General features: G+C 70.8%; 30 protein-coding genes. 15 read left to right on the top strand and 15 right to left on the bottom strand.

Annotated features, from left to right (window positions below):
- Window positions 1-24: 24 nt before the first annotated feature.
- From leuC to EVJ50_RS08600, 3 genes are all read left to right on the top strand, one after another.
- Window positions 25-1,428: a 3-isopropylmalate dehydratase large subunit gene (leuC, locus tag EVJ50_RS08610; protein ID WP_150883496.1), complete on the top strand. Its 1,404-nt coding sequence runs from the start codon at window positions 25-27 to the stop codon at window positions 1,426-1,428.
- A 130-nt stretch (window positions 1,429-1,558) separates the two neighbouring features.
- Window positions 1,559-2,128 (top strand): 3-isopropylmalate dehydratase small subunit 2, encoded by a 570-nt coding sequence (locus tag EVJ50_RS08605; protein ID WP_150884958.1) that lies wholly within the window; start codon window positions 1,559-1,561, stop codon window positions 2,126-2,128.
- Between the two features lie 127 nt (window positions 2,129-2,255).
- On the top strand, window positions 2,256-2,780 hold the full coding sequence (locus tag EVJ50_RS08600; RefSeq protein WP_150883495.1) for a pentapeptide repeat-containing protein: 525 nt from the start codon (window positions 2,256-2,258) through the stop codon (window positions 2,778-2,780).
- 30 nt (window positions 2,781-2,810) lie between these two features.
- On the opposite strand, the gene EVJ50_RS08595 is transcribed toward EVJ50_RS08600, so the two are convergent.
- Window positions 2,811-5,774 carry a DUF3769 domain-containing protein gene (locus EVJ50_RS08595; protein ID WP_150883494.1) on the bottom strand — a complete coding sequence of 988 codons (2,964 nt, stop codon included), beginning with the start codon at window positions 5,772-5,774 and terminating at the stop codon, window positions 2,811-2,813.
- Window positions 5,775-5,915: 141 nt separating this feature from the next.
- The gene (locus EVJ50_RS08590; protein ID WP_006172424.1) at window positions 5,916-6,035 is read right to left on the bottom strand and encodes a photosystem II reaction center protein I; all 120 of its coding nucleotides are present in this window, start codon (window positions 6,033-6,035) and stop codon (window positions 5,916-5,918) included.
- A 62-nt stretch (window positions 6,036-6,097) separates the two neighbouring features.
- Between EVJ50_RS08590 and EVJ50_RS08585 the strand changes: the two genes are divergently transcribed.
- Together EVJ50_RS08585 and EVJ50_RS15025 are read left to right on the top strand one after the other, a co-directional pair.
- A complete protein-coding gene (locus tag EVJ50_RS08585; protein ID WP_225322866.1) occupies window positions 6,098-8,443 on the top strand; it encodes an alpha-mannosidase in 2,346 nt (781 codons plus the stop codon).
- Window positions 8,332-9,171 (top strand): glycoside hydrolase family 38 C-terminal domain-containing protein, encoded by an 840-nt coding sequence (locus EVJ50_RS15025; protein WP_225322865.1) that lies wholly within the window; start codon window positions 8,332-8,334, stop codon window positions 9,169-9,171. The genes EVJ50_RS08585 and EVJ50_RS15025 overlap by 112 nt, the downstream gene beginning before the upstream one ends.
- On the opposite strand, the gene psbN is transcribed toward EVJ50_RS15025, so the two are convergent.
- On the bottom strand, window positions 9,159-9,299 hold the full coding sequence (gene psbN / locus EVJ50_RS08580) for a photosystem II reaction center protein PsbN (RefSeq protein ID WP_150883493.1): 141 nt from the start codon (window positions 9,297-9,299) through the stop codon (window positions 9,159-9,161). The two genes, EVJ50_RS15025 and psbN, sit on opposite strands and share 13 nt — an antisense overlap.
- Before the next feature lie 95 nt (window positions 9,300-9,394).
- Here psbN and psbH point away from each other — a divergent pair, with 95 nt between their 5' ends.
- From psbH to EVJ50_RS08560, 4 genes are read left to right on the top strand one after another with little or no spacing between them, the layout of a single operon-like run.
- On the top strand, window positions 9,395-9,595 hold the full coding sequence (psbH, locus tag EVJ50_RS08575) for a photosystem II reaction center phosphoprotein PsbH (RefSeq protein ID WP_150883492.1): 201 nt from the start codon (window positions 9,395-9,397) through the stop codon (window positions 9,593-9,595).
- Complete coding sequence (locus EVJ50_RS08570) at window positions 9,592-9,930, top strand: TatA/E family twin arginine-targeting protein translocase (RefSeq protein WP_150883491.1); 339 nt, start codon at window positions 9,592-9,594, stop codon at window positions 9,928-9,930. The genes psbH and EVJ50_RS08570 overlap by 4 nt, the downstream gene beginning before the upstream one ends.
- 15 nt (window positions 9,931-9,945) lie before the next feature.
- Complete coding sequence (gene pth / locus EVJ50_RS08565) at window positions 9,946-10,581, top strand: aminoacyl-tRNA hydrolase (RefSeq protein WP_150883490.1); 636 nt, start codon at window positions 9,946-9,948, stop codon at window positions 10,579-10,581.
- The gene (locus EVJ50_RS08560; RefSeq protein ID WP_150883489.1) at window positions 10,578-10,835 is read left to right on the top strand and encodes a DUF3146 family protein; all 258 of its coding nucleotides are present in this window, start codon (window positions 10,578-10,580) and stop codon (window positions 10,833-10,835) included. Before pth ends, EVJ50_RS08560 begins: the two co-directional genes overlap by 4 nt.
- Here EVJ50_RS08560 and EVJ50_RS08555 read toward each other — a convergent pair.
- From EVJ50_RS08555 to rph, 4 genes are read right to left on the bottom strand one after another with little or no spacing between them, the layout of a single operon-like run.
- Entirely contained in the window at window positions 10,813-11,238 is a 426-nt protein-coding gene (locus tag EVJ50_RS08555; protein WP_225322864.1) for a resolvase, read from the bottom strand. The two genes, EVJ50_RS08560 and EVJ50_RS08555, sit on opposite strands and share 23 nt — an antisense overlap.
- Window positions 11,239-11,285: 47 nt before the next feature.
- A complete protein-coding gene (locus EVJ50_RS08550; protein WP_150883488.1) occupies window positions 11,286-12,467 on the bottom strand; it encodes a DUF3084 domain-containing protein in 1,182 nt (393 codons plus the stop codon).
- 54 nt (window positions 12,468-12,521) lie between these two features.
- Window positions 12,522-13,259, bottom strand: a complete 738-nt coding sequence (gene ntcA / locus EVJ50_RS08545) for a global nitrogen regulator NtcA (protein WP_150883487.1) — start codon at window positions 13,257-13,259, stop codon at window positions 12,522-12,524.
- A gap of 59 nt (window positions 13,260-13,318) precedes the next feature.
- Window positions 13,319-14,116, bottom strand: a complete 798-nt coding sequence (gene rph / locus EVJ50_RS08540; RefSeq protein ID WP_150883486.1) for a ribonuclease PH — start codon at window positions 14,114-14,116, stop codon at window positions 13,319-13,321.
- A 57-nt stretch (window positions 14,117-14,173) separates the two neighbouring features.
- Between rph and dcd the strand changes: the two genes are divergently transcribed.
- Window positions 14,174-14,773, top strand: a complete 600-nt coding sequence (dcd, locus tag EVJ50_RS08535) for a dCTP deaminase (protein ID WP_150883485.1) — start codon at window positions 14,174-14,176, stop codon at window positions 14,771-14,773.
- A 9-nt stretch (window positions 14,774-14,782) separates the two neighbouring features.
- On the opposite strand, the gene thyX is transcribed toward dcd, so the two are convergent.
- A complete protein-coding gene (thyX, locus tag EVJ50_RS08530) occupies window positions 14,783-15,505 on the bottom strand; it encodes an FAD-dependent thymidylate synthase (RefSeq protein WP_150883484.1) in 723 nt (240 codons plus the stop codon).
- Between the two features lie 43 nt (window positions 15,506-15,548).
- Window positions 15,549-16,139: a thioredoxin domain-containing protein gene (locus EVJ50_RS08525; RefSeq protein WP_370455469.1), complete on the bottom strand. Its 591-nt coding sequence runs from the start codon at window positions 16,137-16,139 to the stop codon at window positions 15,549-15,551.
- 84 nt (window positions 16,140-16,223) lie between these two features.
- On the opposite strand from EVJ50_RS08525, the gene EVJ50_RS08520 reads away from it, so the two are divergent.
- Window positions 16,224-16,703 carry a hypothetical protein gene (locus EVJ50_RS08520; protein ID WP_150883483.1) on the top strand — a complete coding sequence of 160 codons (480 nt, stop codon included), beginning with the start codon at window positions 16,224-16,226 and terminating at the stop codon, window positions 16,701-16,703.
- 2 nt (window positions 16,704-16,705) lie between these two features.
- Here EVJ50_RS08520 and EVJ50_RS08515 read toward each other — a convergent pair whose 3' ends face one another.
- The gene (locus EVJ50_RS08515) at window positions 16,706-18,769 is read right to left on the bottom strand and encodes a lytic transglycosylase domain-containing protein (RefSeq protein ID WP_150883482.1); all 2,064 of its coding nucleotides are present in this window, start codon (window positions 18,767-18,769) and stop codon (window positions 16,706-16,708) included.
- A 72-nt stretch (window positions 18,770-18,841) separates the two neighbouring features.
- Between EVJ50_RS08515 and EVJ50_RS08510 the strand changes: the two genes are divergently transcribed.
- Together EVJ50_RS08510 and glmM are read left to right on the top strand one after the other, a co-directional pair.
- Entirely contained in the window at window positions 18,842-19,054 is a 213-nt protein-coding gene (locus EVJ50_RS08510; protein ID WP_150883481.1) for a hypothetical protein, read from the top strand.
- 48 nt (window positions 19,055-19,102) lie between these two features.
- Window positions 19,103-20,533: a phosphoglucosamine mutase gene (gene glmM, locus EVJ50_RS08505; protein WP_150883480.1), complete on the top strand. Its 1,431-nt coding sequence runs from the start codon at window positions 19,103-19,105 to the stop codon at window positions 20,531-20,533.
- On the opposite strand, the gene EVJ50_RS08500 is transcribed toward glmM, so the two are convergent.
- From EVJ50_RS08500 to EVJ50_RS08485, 4 genes are read right to left on the bottom strand one after another with little or no spacing between them, the layout of a single operon-like run.
- Window positions 20,518-21,459 (bottom strand): BadF/BadG/BcrA/BcrD ATPase family protein, encoded by a 942-nt coding sequence (locus tag EVJ50_RS08500; RefSeq protein ID WP_150883479.1) that lies wholly within the window; start codon window positions 21,457-21,459, stop codon window positions 20,518-20,520. The genes glmM and EVJ50_RS08500 overlap by 16 nt on opposite strands.
- Window positions 21,456-22,799, bottom strand: coding sequence for an IctB family putative bicarbonate transporter (locus tag EVJ50_RS08495; protein ID WP_150883478.1), 1,344 nt, complete (start codon window positions 22,797-22,799; stop codon window positions 21,456-21,458). Before EVJ50_RS08495 ends, EVJ50_RS08500 begins: the two co-directional genes overlap by 4 nt.
- A gap of 27 nt (window positions 22,800-22,826) precedes the next feature.
- Window positions 22,827-23,498: a tRNA (guanosine(46)-N7)-methyltransferase TrmB gene (gene trmB / locus EVJ50_RS08490; protein ID WP_150883477.1), complete on the bottom strand. Its 672-nt coding sequence runs from the start codon at window positions 23,496-23,498 to the stop codon at window positions 22,827-22,829.
- A gap of 25 nt (window positions 23,499-23,523) precedes the next feature.
- Window positions 23,524-24,801, bottom strand: coding sequence for an FIST N-terminal domain-containing protein (locus tag EVJ50_RS08485; protein ID WP_150883476.1), 1,278 nt, complete (start codon window positions 24,799-24,801; stop codon window positions 23,524-23,526).
- Window positions 24,802-24,867: 66 nt separating this feature from the next.
- Between EVJ50_RS08485 and EVJ50_RS08480 the strand changes: the two genes are divergently transcribed.
- Both EVJ50_RS08480 and EVJ50_RS08475 read left to right on the top strand, forming a co-directional pair.
- Complete coding sequence (locus tag EVJ50_RS08480) at window positions 24,868-25,482, top strand: DUF3177 family protein (RefSeq protein ID WP_150883475.1); 615 nt, start codon at window positions 24,868-24,870, stop codon at window positions 25,480-25,482.
- Between the two features lie 50 nt (window positions 25,483-25,532).
- A complete protein-coding gene (locus tag EVJ50_RS08475) occupies window positions 25,533-25,880 on the top strand; it encodes a hypothetical protein (RefSeq protein WP_150883474.1) in 348 nt (115 codons plus the stop codon).
- Here EVJ50_RS08475 and EVJ50_RS08470 read toward each other — a convergent pair.
- Complete coding sequence (locus EVJ50_RS08470) at window positions 25,867-26,355, bottom strand: cupin domain-containing protein (RefSeq protein ID WP_150883473.1); 489 nt, start codon at window positions 26,353-26,355, stop codon at window positions 25,867-25,869. The genes EVJ50_RS08475 and EVJ50_RS08470 overlap by 14 nt on opposite strands.
- Window positions 26,356-26,362: the final 7 nt, after the last annotated feature.

Genomic DNA, 26,362 nt, shown 5'->3' with positions numbered 1-26,362 from the left:
TCACAATCGACGTCTGGAGAACCGGTGAGCGCGGGCACGCTGTACGACAAGGTGTGGGATCTGCATCGCGTCGCCGACCTGCCCGGGGGGGCCACCCAGCTGTTCATCGGCCTCCATCTCATCCATGAGGTGACCAGCCCGCAGGCCTTCGCCAGCCTGCGGGACCTCGGTCTGCCGGTGCGCTGCCCCGATCGCACCGTGGCGACGGTGGACCACATCGTGCCCACCACCGATCAGCGACGCCCCTTCCTCGACCCGCTCGCCGAGGAGATGCTCAGCACCCTGGAGGCCAACTGCCGGGACAACGGCATCACCCTGCACGGGCTCGGCAGCGGACAGCAGGGCATCGTCCATGTGATCGCGCCCGAGCTCGGCCTGACCCAGCCGGGCATGACCGTCGCTTGCGGCGATTCCCACACCTCCACCCATGGAGCCTTCGGCGCCATCGCCTTCGGCATCGGCACCTCCCAGGTTCGCGATGTGCTCGCCAGCCAGAGCCTGGCCATGAGCAAGCTGAAGGTGCGCCGGATCTGGGTCGAGGGTCGGCTCGGCGACGGTGTCTACGCCAAGGATCTGGTCCTGCATGTGATCCGCAGCCTCGGCGTCAAGGCCGGGGTGGGCCACGCCTATGAATTCGCCGGCCCCGCCGTTGCCTCCCTGTCCATGGAGGGCCGCATGACCCTCTGCAACATGGCGATCGAGGCCGGGGCCCGCTGCGGCTACGTGAATCCGGACGCCACCACCTTCGCCTACCTGAAGGGGCGCCCCCATGCGCCCCAGGGCGAGGCCTGGGATCGGGCGGTGGCCTGGTGGTCGGGTCTGGCCAGTGATCCGGAGGCCGTCTACGACGATGAGGTGCGCTTCGATGCCGCCTCGATCGGGCCGACCGTCACCTGGGGCATCACCCCCGGCCAGGGCATCGCCATCGACGACTGCGTGCCCGACCCCATGACCATGCCGCAGGAGGACCGGGCCCTGGCGGAAGAGGCCTGCCGCTACATGGATCTGCGGCCCGGTCAGCCGATCGCCGGTGTGCCGGTGGATGTGTGTTTCATCGGCAGCTGCACCAATGGCCGCCTGAGCGATCTCCAGGAAGCCGCCGCCATCGCCAGGGGTCGCCACGTGGCCAATGGCATCACGGCCTTCGTCGTGCCCGGCTCGGAACAGGTGGCCCGGGCAGCGGAGGCCGAGGGACTCGACCGGGTCTTCCGCGAAGCCGGATTCGAGTGGCGCGAGCCGGGCTGTTCGATGTGCCTGGCGATGAATCCCGACCGTCTGCACGGCCGCCAGCTCAGTGCCAGTTCCAGCAACCGCAACTTCAAGGGCCGTCAGGGATCTGCGAGCGGTCGCACGCTGCTGATGAGCCCGGCCATGGTGGCGGCCGCCGCGGTGGCCGGGCGCGTCACCGACGTCCGCGAGCTGCTCTGACCGTCCGGCCTGCAGCACTCCACTGCCGCCCCGGACCGCGTTCCGTTCCATCCTCTCCTTCATCGTGACCCTCTCCCCGCCTGCTCCCGTCCTGCCCAAGGGCCCGGTTTCCGAGGTCAGCGGGCGCGCCATGGTCCTGCGCGGCAACGACATCGACACCGACCGGATCATTCCGGCCCGGTTCCTCAAATGCGTGAGTTTCCAGGGCCTGGGCGCTCAGGTCTTCGCCGATGACCGTCAGGAGCTCCAGGGCGCTCATCCCTTTGATCGGCCGGTGAACCAGGGCGCCTCGATCCTCGTGGTGAACGGCAATTTCGGCTGCGGTTCCAGCCGTGAACACGCTCCGCAGGCGCTGCTCCGCTGGGGCATCCGCGCGATCGTCGCCGAGAGCTTCGCCGAGATCTTCTTCGGCAACGGCCTGGCCCTGGGCATCCCCTGCCTCTGCGGCACCAGCCAGCGGATTCACGCTCTTCAGGATGCGGTGGAGGCCCATCCCGACTGGGCCTGGCACCTGTCGGTGGCTGATGAGACGCTCTCGGCAGCCACCGGTGAGCTGACCCTGTCGCTCAGTCTTCCCGCCGGTCCCCGGCAGATGCTGCTCTCCGGCCGCTGGGATGGCACGTCCCAGTTGCTGGCCAACGGGTCGAGCCTGGCGGCCACCCAGGCGGCGCTGCCGTACCTGAACGGCTTCCGCTCCTGATCTGCGGCCACGGCCCGTTTGCACTAGACCGTGGGTAGGCGGTTGGAGAAGTGGCATGGATTGGGGTTGCCGGAAGTGGTCCAGAGAGGGACGTCCATGGGTTCCCGGCTGGCTGACCCGCCGGCCCATGGGTGTGCTCCTGGTGGCCGGGCTCGCGCTCGGAGTGCTGGCCACGGAGCCCCGTGTGGCGGCCGGGGAGTCCGGGGCCAGCGCCCCCGCCTCGCCCCCCCGGGTGCTGGCTCTGGAGGTGCTGCCCTACGGCCCACCGCGCGAGCGACTGCTCCGTGATGGCGCCTGCCGGGCGTGCGATCTGCGCGGGGCCGATCTGAGGGGGGCCCATCTGATCGGAGTGGATCTCAGAGAGGCCGATCTGCGTGGAGCGGATCTCAGCGCCGCCAACCTGGAGGGGGCTGATCTCAGTGCGGCCCGGCTGGAAGGCGCCCGGCTCCGGGGAGCGACCCTCACCAACGCCACCCTCGCCGCGACGGATCTGCGACACGCCGATCTCAGCGACGCGGTGGTGATCCACGCCTACGCCCCGGGCGTGCAGGTGGAGGGGCTGCGCATCGCCGGCGCCGATCTCACCGGCAGCCATCTGATCATCGGCGGTGAGGATGTCGATGGCCCGCCACCGCTCCCTCCGCTCCCCTGAGCAGCCTGAGCGGCCCTGCCGTGGGCTGGGCTAGAAGAGGCTTGGCCGGAGGCCCGGATCGAGCTCGGGTGCACCGGGTGTGTAGGGGACGAAGGGAACGCCTGTGCCCTTGAAGGTGAAGTCATTCAGGCGGAAGCGGAATCCGCCGATGCCGCGATAGGGGTTGTAGTAGAAGCCGAAGTCATAGGAGCGACGCTGCCAGCGCACCTCCACCAAGGAATCGGTCACATCGCCGTAGAACTCGGAGTTGGGGTCCACGTTGAGGCCCACACCCGCGTTCAGCAGCAGCGGGCCGGCGATCTGCTGCTTGAGACCGATGCCCACCGTTCCCAGATCGACGGCCCGATCGAAGCTGAAGGGGCTGGCCCCCTGCCGCAACGTGCCGCCGCCGGTGAGGGTCAGCTGGGTGAAGTCCAGCACCGGCTTGCTGAAGGTGCCGAGGGTGAGGGTCGGACCACCGGTGAGGGACAGGGTGTTCTGGGAGCGGCCGTCGCTGAAGGCGGAGACGCGCACGCGCAGGTTGCTGCGCAGATCCAGCCCCGGCACGATCGGCACCGGCGAGTAGCGATAGGCGGCCTGTGGTGTCCGTTCAGCCGGCTTCCCCCGCCAGAGGGGATAGCTGCTGTTGATCGAGCCGATGGCGTTGAAGCGCCAGAGATCGAGCAGGTTGTCGCTGTCGAATCCCTCGCTGTTGACGTTGCTGATGCCTGTCCGCCAGAAGGCGGAATTGGCGAGCTTGCCCCAGCGCCACTCGCGGCGTTGCTCCAGCGAGAAGCCGTAGGCGGAGTACACGTCCTGCTCGCCGAGGGATCCGTTCCAGACGCGGAGGCGGTAGGCACCGAAGAGTCGGGCCGTGGTCGGGCCGAGCAGCGGCAGCCGGACGCTGCGGTCCAGGTCGAGCTGGGCCCGGGTGCCGTTGGGGAGGTTGTCGGGGTTCAGGGTGGTCAGCTCAAGCCGGGCGTCCGTGTTCAATCCCAGAAGTTCGCCCCGCAGACGGGCCTCGAGGCCGAACAGATCGCTGCCGTCGGTGGGCTGGGTCACCTTGCTGCTGCCGATGGCGGACCCCGGTGCGATGTAGCTGTCGGTCTCACCGTCGATGGCCCGCTGCACCATCACCTGGGGTTCCAGCTGCAGCTCCAGGGCCTCGCCGAGTTCGATCGGCTCCATCCGCCGTCCGATGAAGAACCCGTCCCGGTCCTCGTTGTCGATCCCGAAGACCCAGCGGTTCTCGACCTCCTCCTCCTGACGGATGCGCTGCTGCCGGGACACCGGAATCGGCAGCCGGTTCTCGACGATCAGCCGGTTGCGATCCGCCGTGATCAGGGTGTCGCCGTTCTCGTCCTGCACCGCCACCACATTCTCTGAATCCACCCAGGTCTGGGCCGGGGTGTAGGGGTCGTTGCTGAAGGCCATGCGCTCCGCGCGCCACCCCTCCGGCGTGATGCGCACCCGGCTGGCCTGGATGCGCCAGCGGCTGATGGAGCCCTTCACCAGCTCCTCGCGCTCCAGGTTCCGCAGCTGGGTCGGGCGGATGCCTCCGAAGTCGTTGAACTCGGCGGCGTTGCGTGAGTCGTCGTCGGAGAGGCCGATCCGACGCTCCACCTTCAGCCTCTGGCGGAGCTGGATGCTGTCGATGCGTTGGTCGATCGCGGCGATGGCCTGCTCCCGGGCCTCCTCCTGCTGCCGCAGGGTTCGTTCCGGCGCGGGCCTCGGCGCGGGCGGCTCCGGTCGGGTGCTCTCGATCGGATCGGCCCCCATCGCCACCGTCTCCAGGCGCTCCTGGAGGGAGGAGGGGTCCGGCCGGCTGTCCCGGTAGGGATCGGGGCAGCCGAGCGGAGGCGGAACGGGGGCCTGAGCGATCGGAGGTCTCTGTTCCCCCCAGCGGTAGCGCACACCCAGCAGGTAGGCGTTGCTGCCCTCGCGCACGCCGCTGTAGGTGCCGAAGGCGCCGGAGCGGTGGTGGATGCGGCCCACCGCTGACAAGCGCTGATTGACCTTGGCCTCCACTTCGAAGCCGAGGTAGTTGAGCAGCTGAGCGGAGTTCTCCCGGAAGGTGCGTTCGTAGTTGCTGAGCGAGCTGTTCCAGCTCACCCCTTCCACCACGGCCAGGCTCAGCCAGGGCCGCGCCCAGACCCGCAGTCCGAGCCCACCGGTGACTTCCGCGAAGCTCTGGGCGGGGGTGTCCGCGAAGGGGTCGCTCTGGTTGAAGCCGCCCTCCTGGGAGGCGGCGACGTGGCTCATCAGGTTGGTGTCCAGCTCCAGGGCGAACGGGCCCGCCCGCAGCAGCCGTCGCTGCAACCCCACCCCCAGGAGCGTCTCGGGGCGGAGCCGTCCGTTGAAGATGAAGGTGTCACCGAAATTGGAATCGGTCATCTGGCCGCCCCAGACGGTGGCGGCCCAGGGATGGGGATGCCAGTCGGGAACCGGCGGTAGATCGGGTGGACAGGCGACCGGCCCCAGGGGGGGCGGCTCCGGCTCAGGGACCGAGTCGACCTCGGCCGAGGGCTCAGCGGGCCTCCGCGGGCCGTTGACTCCTGGCTGTGCTGCTGCATCGGCAGGTTCAGCGGCCTCAGGTTGGCTGCTGTTCAGCTGCAGGTCGGCCGGAGCCGTCTCCAGATCGAGCACCCCGTAGACATCCCGCAGTTCTCCCTCGTTCTGCAGGGTGTTGAAGCGCAGACTGCTTGCCTGCAGGTACTGATCACCGCGGCGGAAGCGCACGCTGCCTCTCGCCCACAGGGTGCGGGTGGTGAGATCGAACTCGATGCGGTCCGCCTCCAGGCGGCCCCCCGCGATGACCGCGCTGGCGCGTCCGATGGCCAGATAGCGGTTGCGGGCCTGGTCGAGGCGCTGCTGGTCGGCCCTGAGACGAAGCTCGACCGGGGGCTCCTGAAGCGACGGCTCGACAGAGGCGGGAACCGACTCCTGTTCGGGACTCTCGCTGGCCCATGCAGGACAAGGATGCAGAGCGGCCAGCCAACCGCAGGCTGCAAGCAACCTGAGCGCGCGCTGATGACGACGGCGTTCAGGCAACGCTCAACTCAAGAACGCGCCAGATACTGCCACGGCACCGGCTGAGCCGGTGGGAACCGCGGCCGGTTGCCGGCGTGGGCCAGGTGACCCGCCGGCCGCTCGGAGTCAGTCCTCGAGATCCTTGCGGCTCGGCGTGCGGCTGGGGTCACTGGCCAGGAAGCCGAACACGAAAATCCCGATGAAGAAGAAAACGACGGAGTAAACCGAGATTTTGAGGGCGAGCATGGAGGTCCGGGACGGCGCTGGCTGCTGGGGCATCATCCTATGGGTCCCCGCAGGCGGCACCGATGCAGGAGGGCTGTTCCTCGGCAGAACGCTCCTGGATTGACACGTTTCGCCAGCGATCCCAGCTGGATCTGAAGCCCCTCTGGCGGCGAACGGATGATCTGGCGGCCGGTACCAACGCCCTGAGCGATGGCTGGGCCGCCCGGAACCGGCCCGACTGGCAGGCGCGTGGACTCATCGCCTGGCCTCGGGGGCGTCGTTCGATCCGGTTGCTGGCCACCCCGGTCTGCCCGCACCAGTGGCGCGGCAGCCCCGACGCCAGGGTCCGCCTGGATCTCTGCTGGTGGGCCGAGGAGGCTCTCCTCCGTGTCAACGGGAGCCCGGTGCACAGCGGCGACCTCTTCGACAGCCGCTGCCGCTGGCTCGTGCCGGAGGCCTGGCGGCACGGCGCTCCTCTGACCATCGAGCTGGTCCTCACCAGCCCCGCCCATGACGACGGCGCCCTGGTGCGGAGCGCCCTGGTGATCGAACCGACGAGCGGCAGCGGCGACCCTCAGGGGTGGTTGCTGGCCGATCGCCTCGCACTCTGGTCGCTGCCGGCGGAGCGGACACTGCCGGACCCCCTCCTGGCAACGAATCCTTCCTCGGAACCGGCGCTGCATGCCGTCCGCGACCTGCTGACCGCCGCGCCCGCCGGATCGGCCGGGCCGGTCCATCTGCTGGGGCATGCCCACCTGGATCTGGCCTGGCTCTGGCCGGTGGCCGACACCGGCCAGGCCGCCCTGCGGACCTTCCGGTCCGTGCTCGGTCTGATGGAGCGCTTCCCCGAGCTCCATTTCGGACATTCCACCCCGGCCCTTTACGCCTGGCTCGAGCAGCACCACCCGGCCCTGCTCGAGCGGATCCGGGCGGCCTCCCGGTCCGGACGCTGGGAACCGCTCAACGGCCCCTGGGTGGAGACCGATGCCGTGCTGCCGGGGACCGGCTCACTGCTCAGGCAGTGCCAGGACGGCCAGCTGCTGAGCCGGCGTCTGTTCCCTGAATGGACCCATGAGCTGGCCTGGCTGCCGGACAGCTTCGGCTTCTCCGTTGGCCTGCCCTCGCTGCTGTCGGCCACCACCATCCGCTGGTTCTGCACCCACAAGCTGGCCTGGAACGAGACCCATCCCTTCCCCCACCGGCTCTTCCGCTGGCGCGGCCGTTGCGGCAGCGAGTGCCTGGCGCTGATGCTGCCCCCGATCGGCACCGATGCCGATCCCGTTGCCATCGCCCGGGAGCAGCAGGCGTGGCTGCAGGCGACCGATGTGGCCCGGAGCCTGTGGCTGCCCGGCCTGGGCGATCACGGCGGCGGCCCCACCGCCGAGATGCTCGAACAGCTGAGGCTCTGGTCGGAGGTGCCCGGCCTGACCCCACGGCAGCACGGCAGCCTGCGCGATCACCTGGCGACCCTCGAGCCGCTGGCCCCGCGATTGCCGGTCTGGCGCGATGAGCTCTACCTGGAGCTGCACCGGGGCTGCGCCACCACGCGCCCGGATCAGAAACGCCACAACCGCACGCTGGAACGGCTGCTGCGGGAAGCGGAGCTGGCAGCGGCCCTCTCCGGCACCTCCGTCGATGCACTGCAGCCCGCGTGGCGCACCCTGATGCTGCATCAGTTCCACGACATCCTTCCCGGCACATCGATTCCGGAGGTGTTCGACCAGGCGGAGCCGGCCTGGCGGAACGCCCGCCGCGTGGCGCGCCGCCAGCGGGACCGGGCGCTGGCGCGCTGGCTGGAGGCCGGATCGGATCCGCCGGAGGCCCGTGGCAGCGGACCTGAGCGCCCTGCCCCCTCCCAGGTCTGGTGGCTCGTTCCGCTGCTGCCGCAGTCGGCCCGGCTCACGACGGTGCGCCTGCCACCCGGGCTCTGGCGACATACGGGCACACCTCTGCCCCAGCAGGCCTGCAGCTCAGGCGGGCGCTGGGTTCAGGTCCGTCGTCCGCCCGGCGTGCGCCCCCTCCGTCTGGAGCGGCTTCGGCAGGTTGTCGGGGACGGCGCCGCGCCGCCCGGGCCGTTGGAGCCGGTGACGCTGGAGCCGGTTGCCGGCGGCGGCTGGACTCTCGGTAATGGGCGGCTCACCGCCCGGCTGGGGTCCGCTGGCGTGGAGGGCCTGATGGATGCCGGCCGGATCGAGCGGCTCGCCGCACCGGTGCAGCTCTGCCGCTGGACCGATCGCGGTGCGTTCTGGGATGCGTGGGACATCCCCCGCAGGAGCAGCGCACCGACCTGCCGCTCGCCTGGGACAGCCCAGGCGAGGTGGTGGAGGCTGGCCCCCTCTGCACTCAGCTGGTCTGGCGGGGCCGCTGCGGCCTCAGCTCCTGGCGCCTCGACGTGCGGCTGCGGGCGGCCAGCCCCGTGCTCGAGCTGATCCTGTCGGTGGCCTGGCGCCAGCGGCACGAACTCCTGCGGCTGGAGTGCCCACTGGCCCAGCCATCGGTCCGCTGGGTGAGCGATGTGGCGGCCGGGGTCCTCGAGCGACCGTCCAGCCCCAGGTCAGCGCGGGAGCGCAGTCGCTGGGAGGTGACCGCCACCAGCTGGCTGGCGTCCCAGAACGCGAGCGCCTCCGGCGGCGGAGGTCTGGCCCTGCTCCTGGACGGCCCCCAGGGGGTGAGCGGTCAGACCGACCGTCTGGGTGTCTCCCTGCTCCGCGGCCCCACCTGGCCAGATCCGGGTGCGGATGCCGGTGTGCATCGCCTCAGGCTGGGGCTGATGCCCCTGAGCACCGGCTGGCATCACGACGGCGTCGTGGAGGCCGCCCAGGAGTTCCGCAATCCGATCTGGTGTGCACCGGCAAGGCCTGGCATGAACGGGCAAACGCTGACCATGCCGGCCTTGCCGGCGCTGCCCGACGGTGTGGTGCTGGTGGCCCTGCGTCCATGGCCCGATCATGCCGGCCACTGCCTTCTGAGCCTGCAGAACCTCACGCCGGAGCGCCGGCGCATCCGGCTTGGAGCCGGATGGTCAGTGGTCGGACGGGTGGATGGCCTTGGAGCAGCGATGCCCGAGGATGGTTCCACTGCACAGACCGACGATCTGATGCTGACGCCCTGGCAGCTCGGCCATTGGCGCATCGCCGCGAGTCTTCAGTCGTCGTGATCGTCGAAGGGGTCGGCGAGCCGACGGGACGGGGGCCCGAAGGCGGTGTACAGGCCGAAGCCGGTCAGCCCCAGAAGCACGGCCAGCACGGTCATGGCCACCGACAGGGCCGGTGAGGTGGTCTCCATCAGAAGGCAAGCATCACAACTCTCGACGCGCGCAACCCTGCGGCGGCGATCGCTCGTAGACTAACGAGCCGAAACGCGCCCGAGAGCACCCCGCCATGGCTCAACGCACCCGTCTGGGAGATCTGCTGCGTCCACTCAACTCCGAGTACGGCAAGGTGGTTCCCGGCTGGGGCACCACGCCGGTGATGGGCGTGTTCATGCTGCTCTTCTTTGTCTTCCTGCTGATCATTCTTCAGCTGTACAACCGCTCCCTGCTGCTGGAGGGCATCAACGTGGGCTGGAACGGCGTCGGATGAGCGTCTTCGGTGTCGGCGTTCCCGAAATGGCGGTGATCGCGGGCATCGGCCTGCTGGTCTTCGGTCCCCGCAAGCTGCCCGAACTGGGGCGAACCCTCGGGAAAACCCTCAGGGGATTCCAGTCGGCCTCCAGGGAGTTCGAGCAGGAATTCTCCAGGGCGATGGAGGACAACGCCCCCGTGTCGTCTGCGTCCGAGACGACCAGCGCCGATCGTCAGGCCTCGCCTCCTTCGCTTTCCTCCGCTGAACCCCCCGAGCCGGTGCCGGCCTCATCCGAGCCCTCCGGCGGCGGCGGAACCGCTGGAGACTCACCCGGTGACGCATCCCGAATTTGAGGTGGCCAGGCAGGCATGACAGCCACCCCCATCGACCTGGTGGTGGGCCTCGGCAATCCCGGAGAGCGCTACCGGGCCACCCGTCACAACATCGGCTTCATGGTTCTCGACCGTCTCGCTGAGGCCGGCGGAGCCACCTTTCGCAGCCAGAGTCGTCTTCACGGCCTGCTGGCCGATTGCGGAACGGGTTCCTCGCGGCTGCGCCTGCTGAAGCCGGAGACCTTCATGAACAACAGCGGCCAGTCGGTGCGGGCCACCCTCGACTGGTTCGCTCTGCCGATCGGCACCCTGCTTGTCGTCGTGGACGACATGGATCTGCCTCTCGGACGTCTGCGCCTGCGCCGCGAAGGAGGCGCGGGCGGCCACAACGGCCTCAGGAGCCTGATCCAGCATCTCGGCAGCCAGTCCTTCCTGCGCCTGCGCATCGGCATCGGCGCCCCCGGTGCCTGTCCTGAAGAGCGGCGGCAACGCACCGTGGGCCATGTGCTGGGGCGCTTCGCCGCCTCGGAAGCGGAGCTCCTCGAGGACGTGCTGGCGGAGGCGACCCGGGCGCCGGATCTGATCCGCCGGACCGGCATCGAACGTGCCGGCACCCGGCTCAACAGCTTCCGCAGCACCAGGGCTCCGGCCGATCCGGTGACTGCGCCGTGACTCCGCTCCCCTCCACCACCGCCACCGTGCGGGTGCTCCGCCACAGCATGGCCAGCCAGCGGCTCGAGGGTGAGGTGTCCGCCGGCGGCTACGAGTGGCGCTTCTGCTGGTCCTTCGGCCGGGGTGAGCTGGCGGTGCAGCCCTCACTCGGCCGCGCCCTGATCGAGGACGCGCTCCTGCGCTTCCTGCTGCGCGCCGACTACCAGCTCGAGCCCGGCGCGGATTACGCCTTCACGGTCCGGGCCCGCTTCTGATCCGGATCAGGGGGCGTCCGATCTCCCGCTCCAGCAGGAGCTGGGCCACCACGTCATCCCAGTCCCGCGGCGGCTGGCGCAGGCCCTCGGGCAGCAGACGCTGCAGTCCCGCCGCCGGGAACAGCTGCCAATAGCGCCGGCGGGCGGCGAGGGTGCTGCCGGCCTCCTCCATCAGTCGCATCGGCCAGCGGCCTGCGAGCGAGCGCTGCCAGTGCCTCGAGCCGGTGCCGTCGCCGAGCACCAGGCCGGCGATGGGCTCGCGCCGGTGCCAGCGTTCGAGGCTGGGAATCACGGCATCGCAGGGCAGCACAAGCGCTTCCGTCACGGCCGTTCGATCAGCGTTGCTCAGGGCCAGCCCGCACTTGCTGCGGCCGGGATCCATGCCCACCAGTGGACCGGACAACGGCCACCGTGCACCCTCCGGGGATGGCCCCGAACGCCTGGTGGACGTCATCCGGGCAGCTCCGTCAGGCGCAGATCCACGCTGATCGGATCGGCCACGCCGATCTGCCGTCGGGAGACGGCCTCGAGGCGGAGTGCGCCCACCTCCCGCTGCTGCAGGCGTTCCAGCAGGGCATTGGCCTGGCCCACGTCGAACTGCACGCCGCTGGCGATGGACCCGCGCCGCTGGGCGGTGGCCAGGGTGGAGGCCAGCAGCAGGTTCAGCCGGTCCCTGACCTGCTGCAGGGAGCGTTCCTCCGGTCCTACGCTCGTGCTGGCCATCACCTCACCGGACTCGCTGATGATGCGGTTCGGGCGCACATCCGGATAGGCATAGACGGTGGTTTCCCCCCTCAGCACATTGCCGGCCGAGAGAATGCTCACGACCCACGTGCCCGGCTCGCGGATGATGCTTTCGAGTCTGCTGATGTCGGCCCTGGGGACGAGCACGATCTGGCGGCTGGGGTCCTCGCCCGGCCGCACCCGGCGAAACGCCTCCTGGTTGGCTTCCTGAAGCAGGCGGGTGATGGTGTCGCCGCTCTGATCCGGGGTGTCGAGCCGCAGGGTTGCCGTGATCAGGGGCTGACCGCTGCTGATCACCACGTCCCCCCGCCGCAGGGCGATCAGGTTGCTCTCCAGCGCCTCGAGATCCCGCTCGCCGCGCTGGATGCGCCCACGCAGCTGCTCGAGCTCCTTCTCCCGGCGCTGAATGTCGGCATCCCTGGCGGCGATGTCGCGCTCCAGACCGGCGCGCTCCGCCTTCAGGGGGGCCAGCTCGGACCGCAGCGTCCTGGACTGGCTGAGGGCCTCACGCCGATCGCGGCGGGCCTGCTTCAGTTCGCCGCGCTCCTGGCTGAGCTCCTGCCGCGCCAGCTCCAGCGCCTTGCCCGCCTCCGCCTGCTCACGTCGGGCACCCGTCAGCTCCCTGCGGGTGCTGGCCAGGCGTCCCTGTAGCTGATCGAGTTCGAACAGACCGACCCGCAGCCGCTGGCTGACCAGCAGCATCAGCCCCAGGGAGACCGCGCTGATCAGGCTGCCCGTGAGCACGGTGATCACCACCGCCGTGCGCCGCGGCCGGAGGTTGAACAGGCTGAGGCGAGCCTTGCCGATGCGGCTTCCCAGCCGGTCCCCGAGGGTGGCCAGCACGCCGCCGAGCACCAGCAGCGCCAGGATCAGCAACCAGCCGGACACACCACGCAGCGGAGGGGCTCAGTATCGCCGTGTGGGGGGGCGGCCCGGCCGCCCTCAGCTGAAGCGCTTGGCCAGGGCCACGGGGTCAAACACGGTGATCTTCTTGCGGTCGATCTGCAGCAGACCGGCGTTGCGCAGGTCACCGAGCAGCCGGGTGATGGTCACCCGCGTCGAGCCGATCGCCTCGGCGATCGCCTGATGGGAGAGACGCAGATCGATCGTGATGCCCTCCTTGTCCGGCACGCCGAAGTCGCGGCAGAGCACCAGCAGGAAGCTCACCAGCCGCGACGACATGTCGCGGTGGGTGAGGGTCTCGATCATCGTCTCGGTCTGGAGGATGCGGGAGGAGAGCCCCTGCAGCAGCAGCAGCCCCACGCTCGCGTCGGCTTCGATCGCTCGGCGCACCGATGACGCGGGAGCCGTGACCATCTCCACGCGTGTGAAGGCCACCGCGTGATAGAAGCGATCGGATCGCTGCCCGGTCAGCAGGGACAGCACCCCGAAGAGGCTGTTCTCCCGCAGCAGGGCCACGGTGATCTCCTCGCCGGATTCATAGACGCGGGAGAGCCGCACCGCTCCGCGCCGGATCAGGTAGACGCGCTCCGCCGGATCACCCGGGAAGAAGATGGTCTTGCCGCGTTCGATGCTCTCCGGCGTGGCCCCGCTCAGGGTCCGGATCACGTCCAGCAGCGTCCGGCTGGGCTGGCTGCTGTCGTCCAGAAGCATGGGGGTCCCCTGGGCTCCCAGGGAGGAACCGGCTGTACGGCTGAAACCGCGTTGTAAGCCGGGCATCCCCACCCCACAGGTTGGGGGACCCTACGGATCGCACAGGCCCACCCCTGTAGTGATCGCTACGAACGATGTTCACTGCGAACGCCCTCAGGCCGATCCGCCGTCGCCAGGGCGTCCCTTTGGCCCTGCAGCAGCGTTCGGATGCCCCCCTCGGCGAGGCTGAGCAGCGCATCGAGCTCGCGGCGGGGGAAACAGGTCCCCTCCCCGGTGCCCTGCAGCTCCACCAGGTCGAGGTCCTGAGTCATGACCACATTCAGGTCCACATCGGCCCGGCTGTCCTCGCTGTAGTCGAGATCCAGCAGGGCCGCTCCCCCCACCAGTCCGACCGACACCGCGGCGATCTGCCGCAGCCGGGCCGGCCCCGTGAGCAGACCGTCGGCCTCCAGGCGCTGCAGCGCCCGGGCCAGGGCGAGCCAGGCTCCCGTGACGGAGGCGGTGCGGGTTCCGGCATCGGCCTGGATCACATCGCAGTCGATCAGCAGGGTGCGTTCACCGAGCACGGCCAGGTCGATCGCCGCCCTGAGGCTGCGGCCGATCAGGCGCTGGATCTCCTGGGTCCGGCCCGAGAGTTTCAGGGTCTCGCGACGCTGGCGCTGGGGCGTCGAGGCCGGCAGAAGCCGGTACTCAGCGCTGAGCCAGCCCAGCCCGCTGCCCTTGCGCCAGCCGGGCACGCCCTCCTCCATGCAGCAGCTGCAGAGCACCACCGTCCGGCCGCTGTGAATCGTGAGCGAGCTGAGGGCGAAGCCCATCGGATCCCATCGCACCCGCATGGGGCGCAGGGCATCGAACGCTCGGCCATCGGCCCGGGGCCCGCTGCCGGCTGCTGCCTCGGGACGGGACTCGGCGGAGGGGGGCATGGGCGGTCCAGCGGTGCGCCTCTCCTACGATCCCAGCCAGGGCTGCCGGTGCGGGCGATGCTGAAGAACGATCGCTGGATCGTTGCCCGTGCCGCCGAGGGCATGCTCGAGCCGTTTCAGCCGGACCTGGTGCGCCAGCTGCCCTCCGGCGGACCCGATGCCGGCCTGGGCGTGCTGAGTTTCGGCTGCTCCTCCTACGGATACGACCTGCGCCTCTCGCCCCGGGAATTCCTGATCTTCCGCCACGTGCCCGGCACGGTGATGAACCCGAAGCGGTTCAATCCGGCCAACCTCGAGCCCGCTCCCCTGCACCGCGATGAGGACGGCGCCTTCTTCATCCTCCCGGCCCACTCCTATGGCCTGGGGGTGGCGCTGGAACGGCTGCGTGTGCCGCCCACGATCACCGTGATCTGCCTGGGGAAGAGCACGTACGCCCGTCTGGGCATCATCGTGAACACGACGCCGGCGGAGGCCAGCTGGGAGGGACATCTCACCCTGGAATTCAGCAACAGCTCCGGTGCGGACTGCCGCATCTATGCCGGCGAGGGCATCTGCCAGCTGCTCTTCTTCGAGGGTGATCCCTGCGACACCACCTACAGCGACCGGGCCGGCAAGTACCAGGACCAGCCGGAACGGGTGACCATGGCCCGCCTCTGAACGGCCGGATCAGGGCGCCAGCCGGGCCCTGTGCAGTCGCGACTCCTCATACCAGGCCGCGATCTCGGGCACCCAGTCCTGCAGATGGGGCCAGAGCAGGTCGCAGAGGCAGCGGATCTCCAGCTGGGCATCGCGCTTGGCCCGCAGATCCATGAAGTGCAGCAGAGCCCGCAGGGTGAAGCTCACCACGAAGTGCTGGCGGTAGTCGAAGGGCAGCAGGCCTCTGGCGTGCTCCTCGGAGAAGCCCTCCGACAACCGCTGGCTGTAGCGCTCGACGGACCGGCGGCAGAAGGCCAGGTCGCTCTCCCGCTGGCTCTCGCTGTAGCGGTAGCGCTTGCCCTGCCGGTCGTTGTAGTCGCCCACCGGCCGCAGGTAGACCACCTCCTCGAGATCCAGCTCCCCCCGGGCCGCCCTGCAGATGCGCTCGCCGGTGTACCGCATCGACTGGACGTCGAAGCTCACACCCACCCGGTGGGTGCGGGCCTGCTGCATGACCGAATGGGGGAAGTAGCCCACGTTGAAGACGATCTGGGCGTGCTCCAGCGGGCCGTAGTGACCGCGCTCGCCGGCCAGGAGCCGCTTGACACAGATCTCGCCGGCACTGCGCTCGTCGGGCCAGCTCTCCCGGTCCGCGACCACGTAGCTCTCGCTGTAGTCCTGATGCATGGCCGCATAGACGCACTGCTGCGGCTGGGGTGTGGCGGCGATGCGGTCGACCCGGAAGCGGTCCATGGGGAGGCAGCGGTGAAGGATGTGATGAGCTGGTGGGCCGGGCTCAGCCGTGACTGCGCGGACCGGCCGCCCCCCCTGCGGGCTCCGGCCGGTCCGGCGTCGCCAGGGAACTGGAGGGCCCCACGCCCGCCATCCGGGGCAGAGGGCGATCCTCGATCAGCGCCGACACCAGGGCGGTCAGCTCCTGCTCGCTGCGGGCCCCGAGCGAGCGCCCCGCCGGGGTGCCGTCGGCGCCGAACAGCTCCAGCTGGGGAATGCCGTTGACCTCGTAGCGGTCCAGCTCCGGCTGCCAGCGGGGATTGTCGACATTGAGCAGCACCACATCGATTCCACCCCGGACCTGCTCCTCCACCGCCTGCAGCGCCGGGGCCATCGCCTGACAGGCCTCGCACCAGTCCGCATAGAACTCCACCAGGGTGGGCCGGCCGTTCGCCAGGGCCACGGAGAGTTCGGGAGAGCGCCTGGCCAGGCTGTCCATCGGCGCCTCCGGACGGCTGCTCTGCCGGGCGACGGCGATCACCCCGGTGAGAACCAGCGCCAGCGCCACCAGCAGGATCCGCTCCCAGCCACCGGGGATGCTGCGATCGGAGGGGCCTCCGGGCGGGCCGGAGGGCGCAGGGGATGCGGACGCCACGGTCTGGGGTCTGTCGCGAGGCCATCCACTCTCGCTGAAAGCGTTGATGATGGCGGGGTCGCTGCTGCGGGATTCCGGTCCGTGATGGCCCTGCTGCGCCTGGCTTCCATCCCCCTGCGCGCGCCGATGACGCTGGTGCTGATGGGGGTCAGCATCTACTTCGGTCTGCACTGGACCCTGCTGACCCCCAGGGCCATGGCGCTGCGTGGCATCGAGCCCCAGCTCTTCTGGTCGGTGGAGCTGATCCAGACCACCATCGTCGTGGTGGTCTGCTCCCTGCCCCAGCTGCTGCTCCGCCATCTGTCGCTGCTGATGGCCTCCAGCCGCGTGCTCACGCTGGTGGTGACGCTGCTGCTGGTGATCACCGCCGGCCTCTACCTGCTGAATCTGCGGGTGCTCAGTGAAGTGCTGATCCTGGCCTCCGCGGTTCTGCTCTGCCGCCTGGATCTGACGCGGATCCGCGTGGTGCCCTCACCGCTCCTCATGGCCTGCAGCATGCTGCTGCTCGTCGGTGCGGGCATCTCGATCGGCCATCGCCTCGCGGCGGACTGGCCCCTCGCCTGAGGTCAGGGGCAGAGCGGCGCGCCGCCCAGCTGCCCGTAGCTCCAGAGGTTGCCCAGCACCGTCTTCACATACAGCCGCGTCTCCCTGTAAGGGATCCGCTCGACCCAGACCTCCGGTTCCTCCTCCAGCTCGGGGCTGATCCAGCCGGACACGGCGCCCGGGCCGGCGTTGTAGCTGGCCACGACAGGGATGCTCCGCTCCTGCCAGAGCAGCAGAAGCCGGTCGAGGTAGCGGCCTCCCAGCCGGGCGTTGAGCCCCGGCTCCTCCAGCTGGCCTCGGCTCAGCGGGCCCCCGTTCACCTCGGCGGCTGTGGCGGGCATCAGCTGCAGCAGGCCCACCGCCCCGGCGACCGACACCACCGCCGGGCTGAAACGGGATTCCTGCCGGGCCACCGCCAGCAGGAGACGGGGGGAGACCGCCGCCTCCGCCGCTGCTGCCGTGAACTCCGGTCCAAACAGGACCGGATGGGCACTGATCTCCAGCTGGGCCTGATCGCTGCAGCCCGCATCGCGCCAGCGCAGGCGGGCCCGATCCAGCTGGGCCAGCCCTCCCCAGCTGTCGCCCACGCCCAGGCGCAGCCGGCCTTCGGTTCGATGGGCCGCCAGCTGGCCGGCCTCGAGCGGGCCGAGGGCGCCGGCCTCCGGCACCGTTGGCCGGCGCAGCCGCCAGGTCTCCCAGGCCTCCAGGGGCTGGTTGAGGCGCCACAGCGCGTCGATCAGGCCGTCACCACTGTTGAGGGGTGTCCAGGCCACCTCCGGGAGCTCTGCCTCGCGGTCGCGGGGGGACGGCAGCCCGGCCAGGCCCAGGCGCTCGCTGGCCCGCCAGGCGTAGTAGCCCCAGCGATCGCGCTCCAGCAGCTCCCGCCAGGTTTGGCGCGCCTCCCCCCGGCGCGCCTGATTCCAGAGACTCAGCCCCAGCCAGAACCGGGCCCGGGAGCGCTGGGGCGCCGGCAGGGGCAGAGCATTCAGTTCCAGCAGCCAGCGCTCCGTGTCGCTCCACTCGCCCTGAAGAGCCCCGCGGCGGGCCAGCCGCCAGGCCATCTCCCAGCCGGCCGGGTCAGCCGGCCAGCGGGCCAGCACCTCGCTGCCGCCCTCCCCATCCGCGGCCAGGGCGCGATGGGCGGCGACCGGGGCGGAATCCTCCAGGGAGGGCGGCAATTGTCGGAGCAGGTCGCCGGTGTCGGGAACCGCCGCCAGGAGCCGCACCGCTTCCATGGCGGCGGGGTGCGCCGGCTCCTGCCGGGCCAGGCGCAGCAGGGCCGCTTCGCCGCGGCGCTCCTCCTCCGCGCTGCCCCAGAGCAGACGTCTGGCAAGCGAGAGCTGCAGCGCCGCATCCGCTGCCGTGCCGTCGAGGCAGGCCAGAGCCCCCTCGTGCCGCCCCGCCTCGCTCAGCCCTGCGGCCAGCAGCCGCCGCTGGGAGGGCCGGGGAGGGGGCTCGCTCTCCCGGCAGGCCTCGTCGATCACCTCAGCCGCTCCCGGCCAGATCGCACCCCAGCGGGCGAGATGAGTGGCCCCCTGCAACCGGAGCCGGGGCTCGGAGGCCATCTCGACGGCGGCGGCCAGGGCGGCGGGGTGGGCCGGAAAGGACGCCAGCAGGGTCTCCCACTTCAGGGGCTGATTCCGGCTGAGCCAATAGAGCGCATCCGCCCGGGCGGGAGCCTGCGGGAAGCGCCGGTCCAGCTCTCGCCACAGGGACCCTGCGCTCCCGTTGCGTCCCAGGGCACGGGCCGCCTCCGCCTGGCGCTTGAGCGCCACGGCGGCCAGGGCGGAACGACCCCAGCCCTGCCCCTGCATCAGGCTCCAGCGCTCTGCCGCCGAACCGCTCGATCCCTCCAGCAGCAGGGCCGCCTCCCGCCTCCGTTCCGGGTCGGGGTGCCGGCGCTGCGTCACCTGCAGCACGCGGGCAGGACTGTCCGGGGTGAGGGTGGGCTGCCGGCTTCTCAGCAGGCTCCGGCCGCTCAGCAGCACCGCCATGGCGGCGACCGCGGTTCCCGCCAGCAGCACGGCCCCGGCGATGGAACTGGCTGGCGAGGTGCGCACCTGGAAGCGGCTCAGCGGGGCCGGCATTCTGGTCGCCAGGCTGACGGCCTCCTGCCAACCGCCTCCTGCCACCGCTTTCTTTCGCCGCCCCGTCGTTCCGTGCCGCGCCTGCCCGCCTCCCTCAGCCGCCTCCCCGGGGCCTCCCAGCGATGGCGTGCTCTGCTGCTGACCGCCGCGGGTCTCACCTGCTGGCTGCTGCGGCCCCTCTGGCCGCTGCGCCTGCTGCCGGGCTGGGCGGTGGGCCTGCTGTTGCTGCTGGCCCTGGTGGCCTGGTGCCGGGTGCTCTGGAGTCCGCGCCGCTGGCGCACTTGAGACCCAGCTGAGCCACCCGTATCCTTTGCGCGCGTGCTTGCGGTGTTCATGGCCGAATCGGCCCCTCTTCCCATCGGCGCTCCGCTGGGGTCCTCCACCCCGGGCTTCGGGACCGATGGAATCCGCGGTCGGGTCGGCACCGTTCTCACTCCTGCCCTGGCTCTGCAGGTGGGCTACTGGGCCGGACAGGTGCTCGGTCCCGCCGGTCCGATCCTGCTGGGCATGGATTCCCGCAGCAGCGGCGCCATGGTCGTGGCCTCCCTCACGGCCGGTCTCACCGCCGCAGGCCGGGAGGTCTGGAGCATCGGGCTCTGCCCGACCCCCGCAATTCCTTACCTGATCCGACGCTGCGGCGCCGCCGGCGGCCTGATGGTCTCCGCCAGCCACAACCCGCCCGAGGACAACGGCATCAAGGTGTTCGGCGCCTGTGGCGCCAAGCTCGACCGCGCCCGGCAGGACGCCATCGAGGCCGGCCTCCGCGGGGATCGACCCGGCGCGGTGATCCGGCCGGCTCTCACCGGCTGCGGTGCGGCCCATCAGCGACACGACCTGCTCGCCGCCTACCGCGACTTCCTTGCCGCCAGCCTCGGCGGCGTGGGGCTCGAAGGAGCCCGGATCGTGCTCGACCTCTGCTGGGGATCGGCCACCGCCTGCGGCGCGGAGCTGTTCCGTGATCTGGGTGCCGAGGTGACCGTTCTCCACGGTGATCCCGACGGAACGCGGATCAACGTCGGCTGCGGCAGCACCCACCTCGATCCCCTCCGGCAGGCCGTGCTCGAGCGGGGCGCCAGCGCGGGATTCGCCTTCGATGGCGACGCCGACCGGATGCTGGCGGTGGATGGTCGCGGCCGGGTCGTGGACGGCGATCAGATCCTCCACCTCTGGGGCTCGGCCCTCAGGCGAGAACCCGGAGCGCTGCCGGAGTCTCGCCTGGTGACAACACTGATGACCAACCTCGCCTTCGAGCGGGCCTGGCAGCAGGCCGGAGGGCTGATGGAGCGCACCGCCGTCGGTGATCAGCACGTCCATGCCGCCATGGAGGCCACCGGAGCGGGTCTGGGTGGTGAGCAGTCGGGCCACATCCTCTCGGCCGCCCACGGCATGAGCGGTGACGGCCTCCTGACCGCCCTGCAGGTGCTGCGTCACCTGGACGGCTTCGGTTGCGATCTCGCCGGCTGGATGGATCAGAGCTTCCAGCCCTATCCCCAGAGGCTGATCAACGTGCGCGTCGAGGACGCCGACCGCCGGCGCCAGTGGCGCTCCAGCACCGCATTGCGGCAGGCCGTGGAGGCGGCCGAGCAGGCCCTCGGCGCCGAGGGCCGTGTCCTGGTCCGTCCCAGCGGCACCGAACCGCTGCTGCGCATCATGGTGGAGGCGGCACGCCGCGCTGATGTGGCCCACTGGTCCGGCCACCTGGCGCAGATCGCAGGCCTTGAGCTGGGCGGGCCAAGGCCCGAAGCCGTTCAGGCCCCGGCCTGAAACGCCATCTGGAGAGCTCCGTCGCAGGCATCGCCGGCCTGCTCCAGCCAGCGCGCGTCCGGCAGGCGCTGGGCCAGCTGCGCCTGGGTCGACTGCCGCAGGGTCGTCAGGTTCCTCCAGGCGCCGCCGCAGCCATGGATGAGCGGGCCGCTCAGATCCAGCCGCTCCGCCACCGCCGCCAGCGATCCGGCCAGGGCCTGCGCTGAACGGCTGATGATCGCGGCGGCATGGGGGTCCTCCTCCCCCGCCAGCGTCTCGACAGCGGGCGCCAGGGCCGCGAAGCCCGCCGCCCCGAAGCCCTCCTGCACCACCAGCGCCTTGATCTCCTGCGGGCTGCGCGCTCCAAGCCGGGCCCACAGTCGCGTCCGCAGCACCGTCTCCGGCAGCCTCCCGTCCGCCATCAACAGGCTGCAGGCCAGGGCCTGCTGGCCGATGCTGGAGGCTGCTCCGGCTTCGTCCAGAAGCCAGCCCCAGCCCCCGCAGCGGGCCTCCCGGCCCTGCCCGTCCCTGCCCAGGCAGATCATGCCGGTGCCGCTGATCACCACAAGACCAGGGCCGCTGGGGAAGGCTCCGCGCAGGGCCGTGCGCTCGTCGCCGGTCACCACCAGCCGCTTCGCCGGCAGCTGCAGCGCGGCGGCGGCCAGCGACAGCCCCCGGCTCTGCACCCGGGAGCCCTGCTCGATCCCACTGGCCCCCACGCCCGCGGCCCACACGGTTGCGGCCTGATGCCCCGACGGCAGTTGCCTTCGGGCGTCCCGAAGGCTCTCCGTCAGCGCGGCCTGGAAGAGCGCATCCCCGTGTGCTTCGGCCAGATGCCGCACCCCCGGACCCCGGCCCTCCGCGAGGGGGCGTCCGGGATCCTCCGCCGGGCTGAGCCGGCAGGTCGTGTGGGTCTGGCCGGCATCGAAGCCGGCAAGCACCCTCACGCCGGTTCCTCCGCCGGCAGCTGTCGATCCGCCCCGCCCCCGGAGGCGGGGAGAGAGGCGATGGTGGCCAGGCTGAACCAGCCCACCAGCTGCACCTCGGGCCGGAAGAACACGGTGTCTCCGAGGCCATGGCCCACCAGCCCCGCGATGGCGGCCAGCGCCCCGATGCAGGGCAGCGCCACCCGGGCCTCCCCCCGAAGCTGCCGCAGGGCCCTGCCGGTGGTGGCAACCAGCAGCCCGACGGCGCTCATGAGCATTGGCACGCCCCCCTCCACCAGCAGTTCGAGGGGGACGGAATAGGCGCTCAGGGCGTCGAAGCGGGGCTGCTGGTACAGCGGATAGATGAGGTTGAAGGCCTCATTGCCCGGACCGATGCCGATCCAGGGCCGGTCCCGGACCATGGCGAGGGCCGCCAGCCAGACATTGATGCGGAAGTTGTTGGAGCTGTCGCCCCGCCCGGCCATCAGGCTCGTGGCCCGGATGCGCAGCGGCTCGACGCTGGCCACCAGCACCACGGTCGCCAGCGATCCGCCGATCAGCAGCAGAACGGGCAGCAGACGCCGCCACAGGGGAGGCAGGTGCCGGGCGGCCCGCAGGGCCAGGAGCAGCACCAGTGCGGCCAGGCTGGCCATCAGCCCGATCCAGCCACCGCGGCTGTAGGTCAGAACGAGGGCGGTGCCGCCGATGGCGGCGGTGACGACGGCGAACAGACGACTCCAGGGGGACCTCCAGCGCAGCGCCGCGACCACCGCCAGGGGCAGGATCGGCACCAGAGACCCGGCCAGGAGGTTGGGATTGCCCAGCGTGCCGTAGAGACGCACGGTCCCGGCGCTGACGCTGTTGGGGTCGGCCCAGCGGGCCAGCTCCTCCAGCGGCATGTAGAGCTGGCGGATCGCCACGACCCCGTTGAGCAGCGCCCCGCCCAGGAGTGCGGCCACCAGGCGATCCCACCAGGGCGGCTCACGCCAGAGCAGTTCGCGCATCAGCGCGAAGCAGAGCAGAAAGCTGATCAGCTTGATCAGGCCCTCCAGGGCTGCGGCGGGAACGGGAGAGAAGCCCGTGGCCACCACGGCCACCGCCAGCAGCAGCAGCAGCCAGCGGCCGACGGCCTGGGCCGGGTGGGGCGGCTGGGTCAGCGCCATCAGAGCCCAGAGCACGGCGCTGGCCAGCATCAGCAGGGCCAGGCCCTGACGGGTCACCAGCGGCAGGCCCGCCAGCAGTGCCATCAGTACGAGGCCCGCGAGACCGTTGAGTCGCCAGGCGAGGGGGCCGCCGCCCAGGCCGGCCCAACGGCCCTGCCAGCACAGCAGCAGGGGCTGCAGGGCACGCTCCCGGGCCATGGCTCGGATCAAGGCAGTTCGGGCGGATTATGGGCCGGGGGCATCCGCTACAGCCTCATCCGGCGCGGGCTCGGCGGTGCGCAGCAGGAGCACGCGGTACAGGGCTCCCCCCTGCTCCGCCACGAGCCGCTCCCGCTCGGTCCGCACCGGGTAGGGACTCTCCGTGCGCCAGGGTCGCGCATCCTGTGAGGGGCGGGCGAAGGTTCCGCCTGCCTCGCTCAGGGCGACCATCGAAGCGATCGCCTCCGGCACATCGCTCTGGAAGTAGAGCTCAGCCCCCTCCCCCGTGGCCCGGGCCAGAGCCGCGAGGAGCGGTGGCTGCAGCACCCGTCGTTTCTGGTGGCGGGTCTTGAACCAGGGATCGGGAAAAAGGATGGTGATCCGCCTGAGCCGGCCCGGCGGCAGGGCGTTCAGCCAGCCGGGGAGCGTCACGGTGGCGTTGGCGAAGAGGTAGCGGAGATTGACCAGCTCTCGCCGCTCGCGCTCCGCTTCGGCGCTGCGCACCAGGGGGGCGCGGATTTCGAGCCCGAGGTGGTTCCAGTCGGGATGGAGCTGGGCCATCTCCATCAGGAACATGCCCCGGGCGCAGCCGATGTCCAGGTGCAGGGGACGCTCGCCGTTCTCGAAGAGATCATCCAGGCTCGGCAGGGCGCGGGGTTCCTGGAAGAAACGGCTCAGCGGGTTGACGTGCTGCCTCATCGGACGGGGCCGTGTCCGGGCCCGCTCACGCGGCCTCGGACTCCTCGGGGCTGGGAACGACCATCGCCCAGCAGGCGGTGTAGCCGTGCAGGTGGGTGGATCCACCGAGAGGTCCGATCTCGCCGTTGCAGAAGGCTCCCGCCACCGGAAGATCCGGATGGGCCTCGGCAGCGAGAGCCACATCGCCGTTGGACTTCTGGAAGAGGCCCTGTCCCCTGCCAAGACACGCGAAGAGCAGTCCGGCCAGGGGCGGAGCCGTCAGGCGCGCCCTCTGGGCCGCCAGCAGGCTCTGGGCCTCCTGGGTGGAGGCACCGCTCTCCCGGAGCTGGAACTGAACCTGCTGGCCGACGCGGATCCGTTCGGCCACGGCCACAGCCCCGTTGCGGGGATCCACGCCGATGAGGTTGCGCACGAGGAAGGCGGGCTCCTGTGAGGAGGCAGAGGCCGCCGAGGGCATGCGGAAGTCGTTCTGGCCGATGCCGAGAAACAGGGAGTGGCGCACCAGGTCCCGTTCCCCGGGAGTGAGGTCGGCCAGCACGCCCTGCAGGCAGGTCACGGGGCTGGCGCGGGAGCCCTCGGTGCTGAGCTCCAGGAGAACGTTCCGCTCCACCTGCTCGATCTCGAACACCGGACCGATGGGCCGGCAGCCCTGAGCCACGACGGGATCCAGTCGCCAGGGGCCATCGATCAGGCAGCCCACCGCTCCCGTGCATACCGATCCCTGATGCAGGAGGGAGCCATGGGCGGCGGCATGGTTCCCGGCGATCCCGCCCAGGGTGACCGCGCCGGGGTAGGCGTAGTCGAGACCGCGGATCAGGTCATTGATCCCGCTGGCACCGGGATCGATCAACAGCAGCATGCTGCGGGCCGCCTCCGCCGGAGCACCCACCCATCGGTGCCATTCGTCACGCGAGCCATCCAGGTCCGGCAGCCCGGTCATGTCCAGATGGAAGGGGTGCAGGCGCACACCCGGCAGCCGCAGCAACATCACCGAGAGGGCCGGTGCCGCTTCCACCTCCTGCGGCTGGGACTCGGCATCGGTGCCCACCACACCTCCGCCGAGGCAGCCGAGCCAGACCTCCGATTGCAACCCCTGAGCCAGCAGAGGAAGAAGCCGGGGCAGATCGGTGGCGAAGCTGCTCGAGACGAAGACCAGGGCCAGGTCGGCCGGGCCGGGCGGCTTGAGCTGGCGGCGGAGCTCCGCGACCGCGGCATCGAGGGAGCTGGCCCGGGAGAGGGCGGTGCGCACCCAGGGACCCTGGGTGGGGCCGCGCAGCCAATCCAGTGCGGGGAGGCGAAGCATGAGGCCGACATTACCCAGCCCACCGCTGCTGATAATGGCGCCTTCCCGTACCTCGCCCGAGCCGCTTTGACGGAACAGCTCTACCGAACGCTGGTCTGGCTGGACTACCGGTTGGCTGTGGTGTTCGGTGCCGGCCTTCCCCTGGTGCTGCTGCTCTGGGCAGCCCTTCGCCGGGAGGGGGCGCTGACCCGTCTGATGGGCATTTACTGGAAGGTGGCGAGCCTGATGGCGATCAGTGTGCTGCTGCTCACCGACGCCAGGCCACTCGGCTATCTCACGTCACTGCTGGCGCAGCTGGCCGTGCTGGTCACGCTCTGGTTCTGGGCGGACCTGAACGAGGAGCTGGCCGACATGCCCCCCTGGCGCTCCCTGCCCCTCACCCTGCGCATCTGGCGCTGGGCCCTGACCGTGACCGTGCTGTTCGGCATCGTCCTCGGCGTCACGGCCCTGCCCTGCATGGCCCAGGCCTCCGCCGCTGCCTCCTGCGCCGTCTGGCAGGAGGCCCCGCTGAGGCTGCACGCCGTGATGGCCCGTCTGTTCGGCTTCCTCTTCGGTGCCCGCTGGACACCGCCTGTGGCGGCGTTCGTGGGCTACCTCGCCCTTGTGGCCTATGCCATCGGCTTCCTGCAGTGGCTGATCGTGCGGCTGCCCCGCCATGGGCGGGTCGCCGGTGAGTTCTGACGCTGCTGGACCGCGGACACCCGTCCACCCCCCTCCGGCCTCGACTCCCCATGACCGATCCCTCCGCCGGCGATCCGCTGTCGCCCTACGAAGCGCTGAGCCGGGCTCACCCCGAGCTGGTGCTCCGTCTGAGTGGCCGCTGCCCCGGGGACGAGGGTGCGGAGGAACCGCTCGAACTGCTGATCTACAGAGGCATGAGCAGCTGCACCTCCCACCCCCTGCCCTGGGATCCGGATCGCTCCGCGCTGCCGCCGGGAGCCACGCTTGAGTCCGCCCAACTGTTCGCGGCGCCCCTCGATCCGGCCGCCCCCTCCCTGACCGGTCCGCTGGCGCTGCGTGATGGCCTCGACCCGGCCCTCTGGCAGCGCCTCGGCTCCGGGGGGCTCAGTCCGGGGTGAGCCGGGCGATCAGATCCGCCTGACCCGGATGGCTGGCGAGCAGCGCGTCGCGCTGAGCGAACTCCAGATCCTCGAAGTCGAAACCGGGCGCCACGGTGCACCCCATCAGGCTCCAGCCCTCGGGTGTGGCCGGCTCCGCGGCGAACCAGCTGCCCGCCTGCACCACGGCCTGGGGCTGCACCCCGCCGGAGCGCTCCGACCCCAGCCGAATCAGATGTGCGTCCCCCTCGGGGGTGAGCACGTGCAGCGTCAGGGCGCCTCCGTCGTGGTGGTGCCAGAGCTCATCCCAGCGCAGCCGATGAAAGCGGGAGCACTCGCCCGGTCCGAGCAGGTAGAGGATCGCCGTGCCGGCCGACCTCGGGCCGAATTCGGTCGGCACCGAACGGGAGGACCGGTAGGTCTCCCGGTAGTGCCCTCCCTCCGGATGGGGCCGGAGGCCCAGCTGGTCAATGCAGTGCCGGTGCGGCTCGGCCATGGCCCGG

The sequence above is a fragment of the Synechococcus sp. RSCCF101 genome (genome assembly GCF_008807075.1).
In the GTDB taxonomy this organism is placed as follows: Bacteria; Cyanobacteriota; Cyanobacteriia; order PCC-6307; family Cyanobiaceae; genus RSCCF101.
Note: the sequence above shows the minus strand (reverse complement) of the source record. Positions and strands in the feature narration are given on the sequence as shown.

Coding starts and splice junctions, on each gene's coding strand:
- EVJ50_RS08495 (WP_150883478.1), bottom strand. CDS start 22,799: ATGGCCCGGGAGCGTGCCCTGCAGCCCCTGCTGCTGTGCTGGCAGGGC.
- trmB (WP_150883477.1), bottom strand. CDS start 23,498: ATGAGGCAGCACGTCAACCCGCTGAGCCGTTTCTTCCAGGAACCCCGC.
- psbN (WP_150883493.1), bottom strand. CDS start 9,299: ATGGAGACCACCTCACCGGCCCTGTCGGTGGCCATGACCGTGCTGGCC.
- EVJ50_RS08590 (WP_006172424.1), bottom strand. CDS start 6,035: ATGCTCGCCCTCAAAATCTCGGTTTACTCCGTCGTTTTCTTCTTCATC.
- EVJ50_RS08470 (WP_150883473.1), bottom strand. CDS start 26,355: ATGGCCGAGCCGCACCGGCACTGCATTGACCAGCTGGGCCTCCGGCCC.
- EVJ50_RS08475 (WP_150883474.1), top strand. CDS start 25,533: ATGACCGATCCCTCCGCCGGCGATCCGCTGTCGCCCTACGAAGCGCTG.
- rph (WP_150883486.1), bottom strand. CDS start 14,116: ATGCCCCCCTCCGCCGAGTCCCGTCCCGAGGCAGCAGCCGGCAGCGGG.
- dcd (WP_150883485.1), top strand. CDS start 14,174: ATGCTGAAGAACGATCGCTGGATCGTTGCCCGTGCCGCCGAGGGCATG.
- EVJ50_RS08570 (WP_150883491.1), top strand. CDS start 9,592: ATGAGCGTCTTCGGTGTCGGCGTTCCCGAAATGGCGGTGATCGCGGGC.
- EVJ50_RS08600 (WP_150883495.1), top strand. CDS start 2,256: ATGGGTGTGCTCCTGGTGGCCGGGCTCGCGCTCGGAGTGCTGGCCACG.
- pth (WP_150883490.1), top strand. CDS start 9,946: ATGACAGCCACCCCCATCGACCTGGTGGTGGGCCTCGGCAATCCCGGA.
- EVJ50_RS08515 (WP_150883482.1), bottom strand. CDS start 18,769: ATGCCGGCCCCGCTGAGCCGCTTCCAGGTGCGCACCTCGCCAGCCAGT.
- EVJ50_RS08485 (WP_150883476.1), bottom strand. CDS start 24,801: ATGCTTCGCCTCCCCGCACTGGATTGGCTGCGCGGCCCCACCCAGGGT.
- EVJ50_RS08520 (WP_150883483.1), top strand. CDS start 16,224: ATGGCCCTGCTGCGCCTGGCTTCCATCCCCCTGCGCGCGCCGATGACG.
- EVJ50_RS08585 (WP_225322866.1), top strand. CDS start 6,098: ATGCAGGAGGGCTGTTCCTCGGCAGAACGCTCCTGGATTGACACGTTT.
- thyX (WP_150883484.1), bottom strand. CDS start 15,505: ATGGACCGCTTCCGGGTCGACCGCATCGCCGCCACACCCCAGCCGCAG.
- psbH (WP_150883492.1), top strand. CDS start 9,395: ATGGCTCAACGCACCCGTCTGGGAGATCTGCTGCGTCCACTCAACTCC.
- glmM (WP_150883480.1), top strand. CDS start 19,103: ATGGCCGAATCGGCCCCTCTTCCCATCGGCGCTCCGCTGGGGTCCTCC.
- ntcA (WP_150883487.1), bottom strand. CDS start 13,259: ATGCCCGGCTTACAACGCGGTTTCAGCCGTACAGCCGGTTCCTCCCTG.
- EVJ50_RS08605 (WP_150884958.1), top strand. CDS start 1,559: ATGGTCCTGCGCGGCAACGACATCGACACCGACCGGATCATTCCGGCC.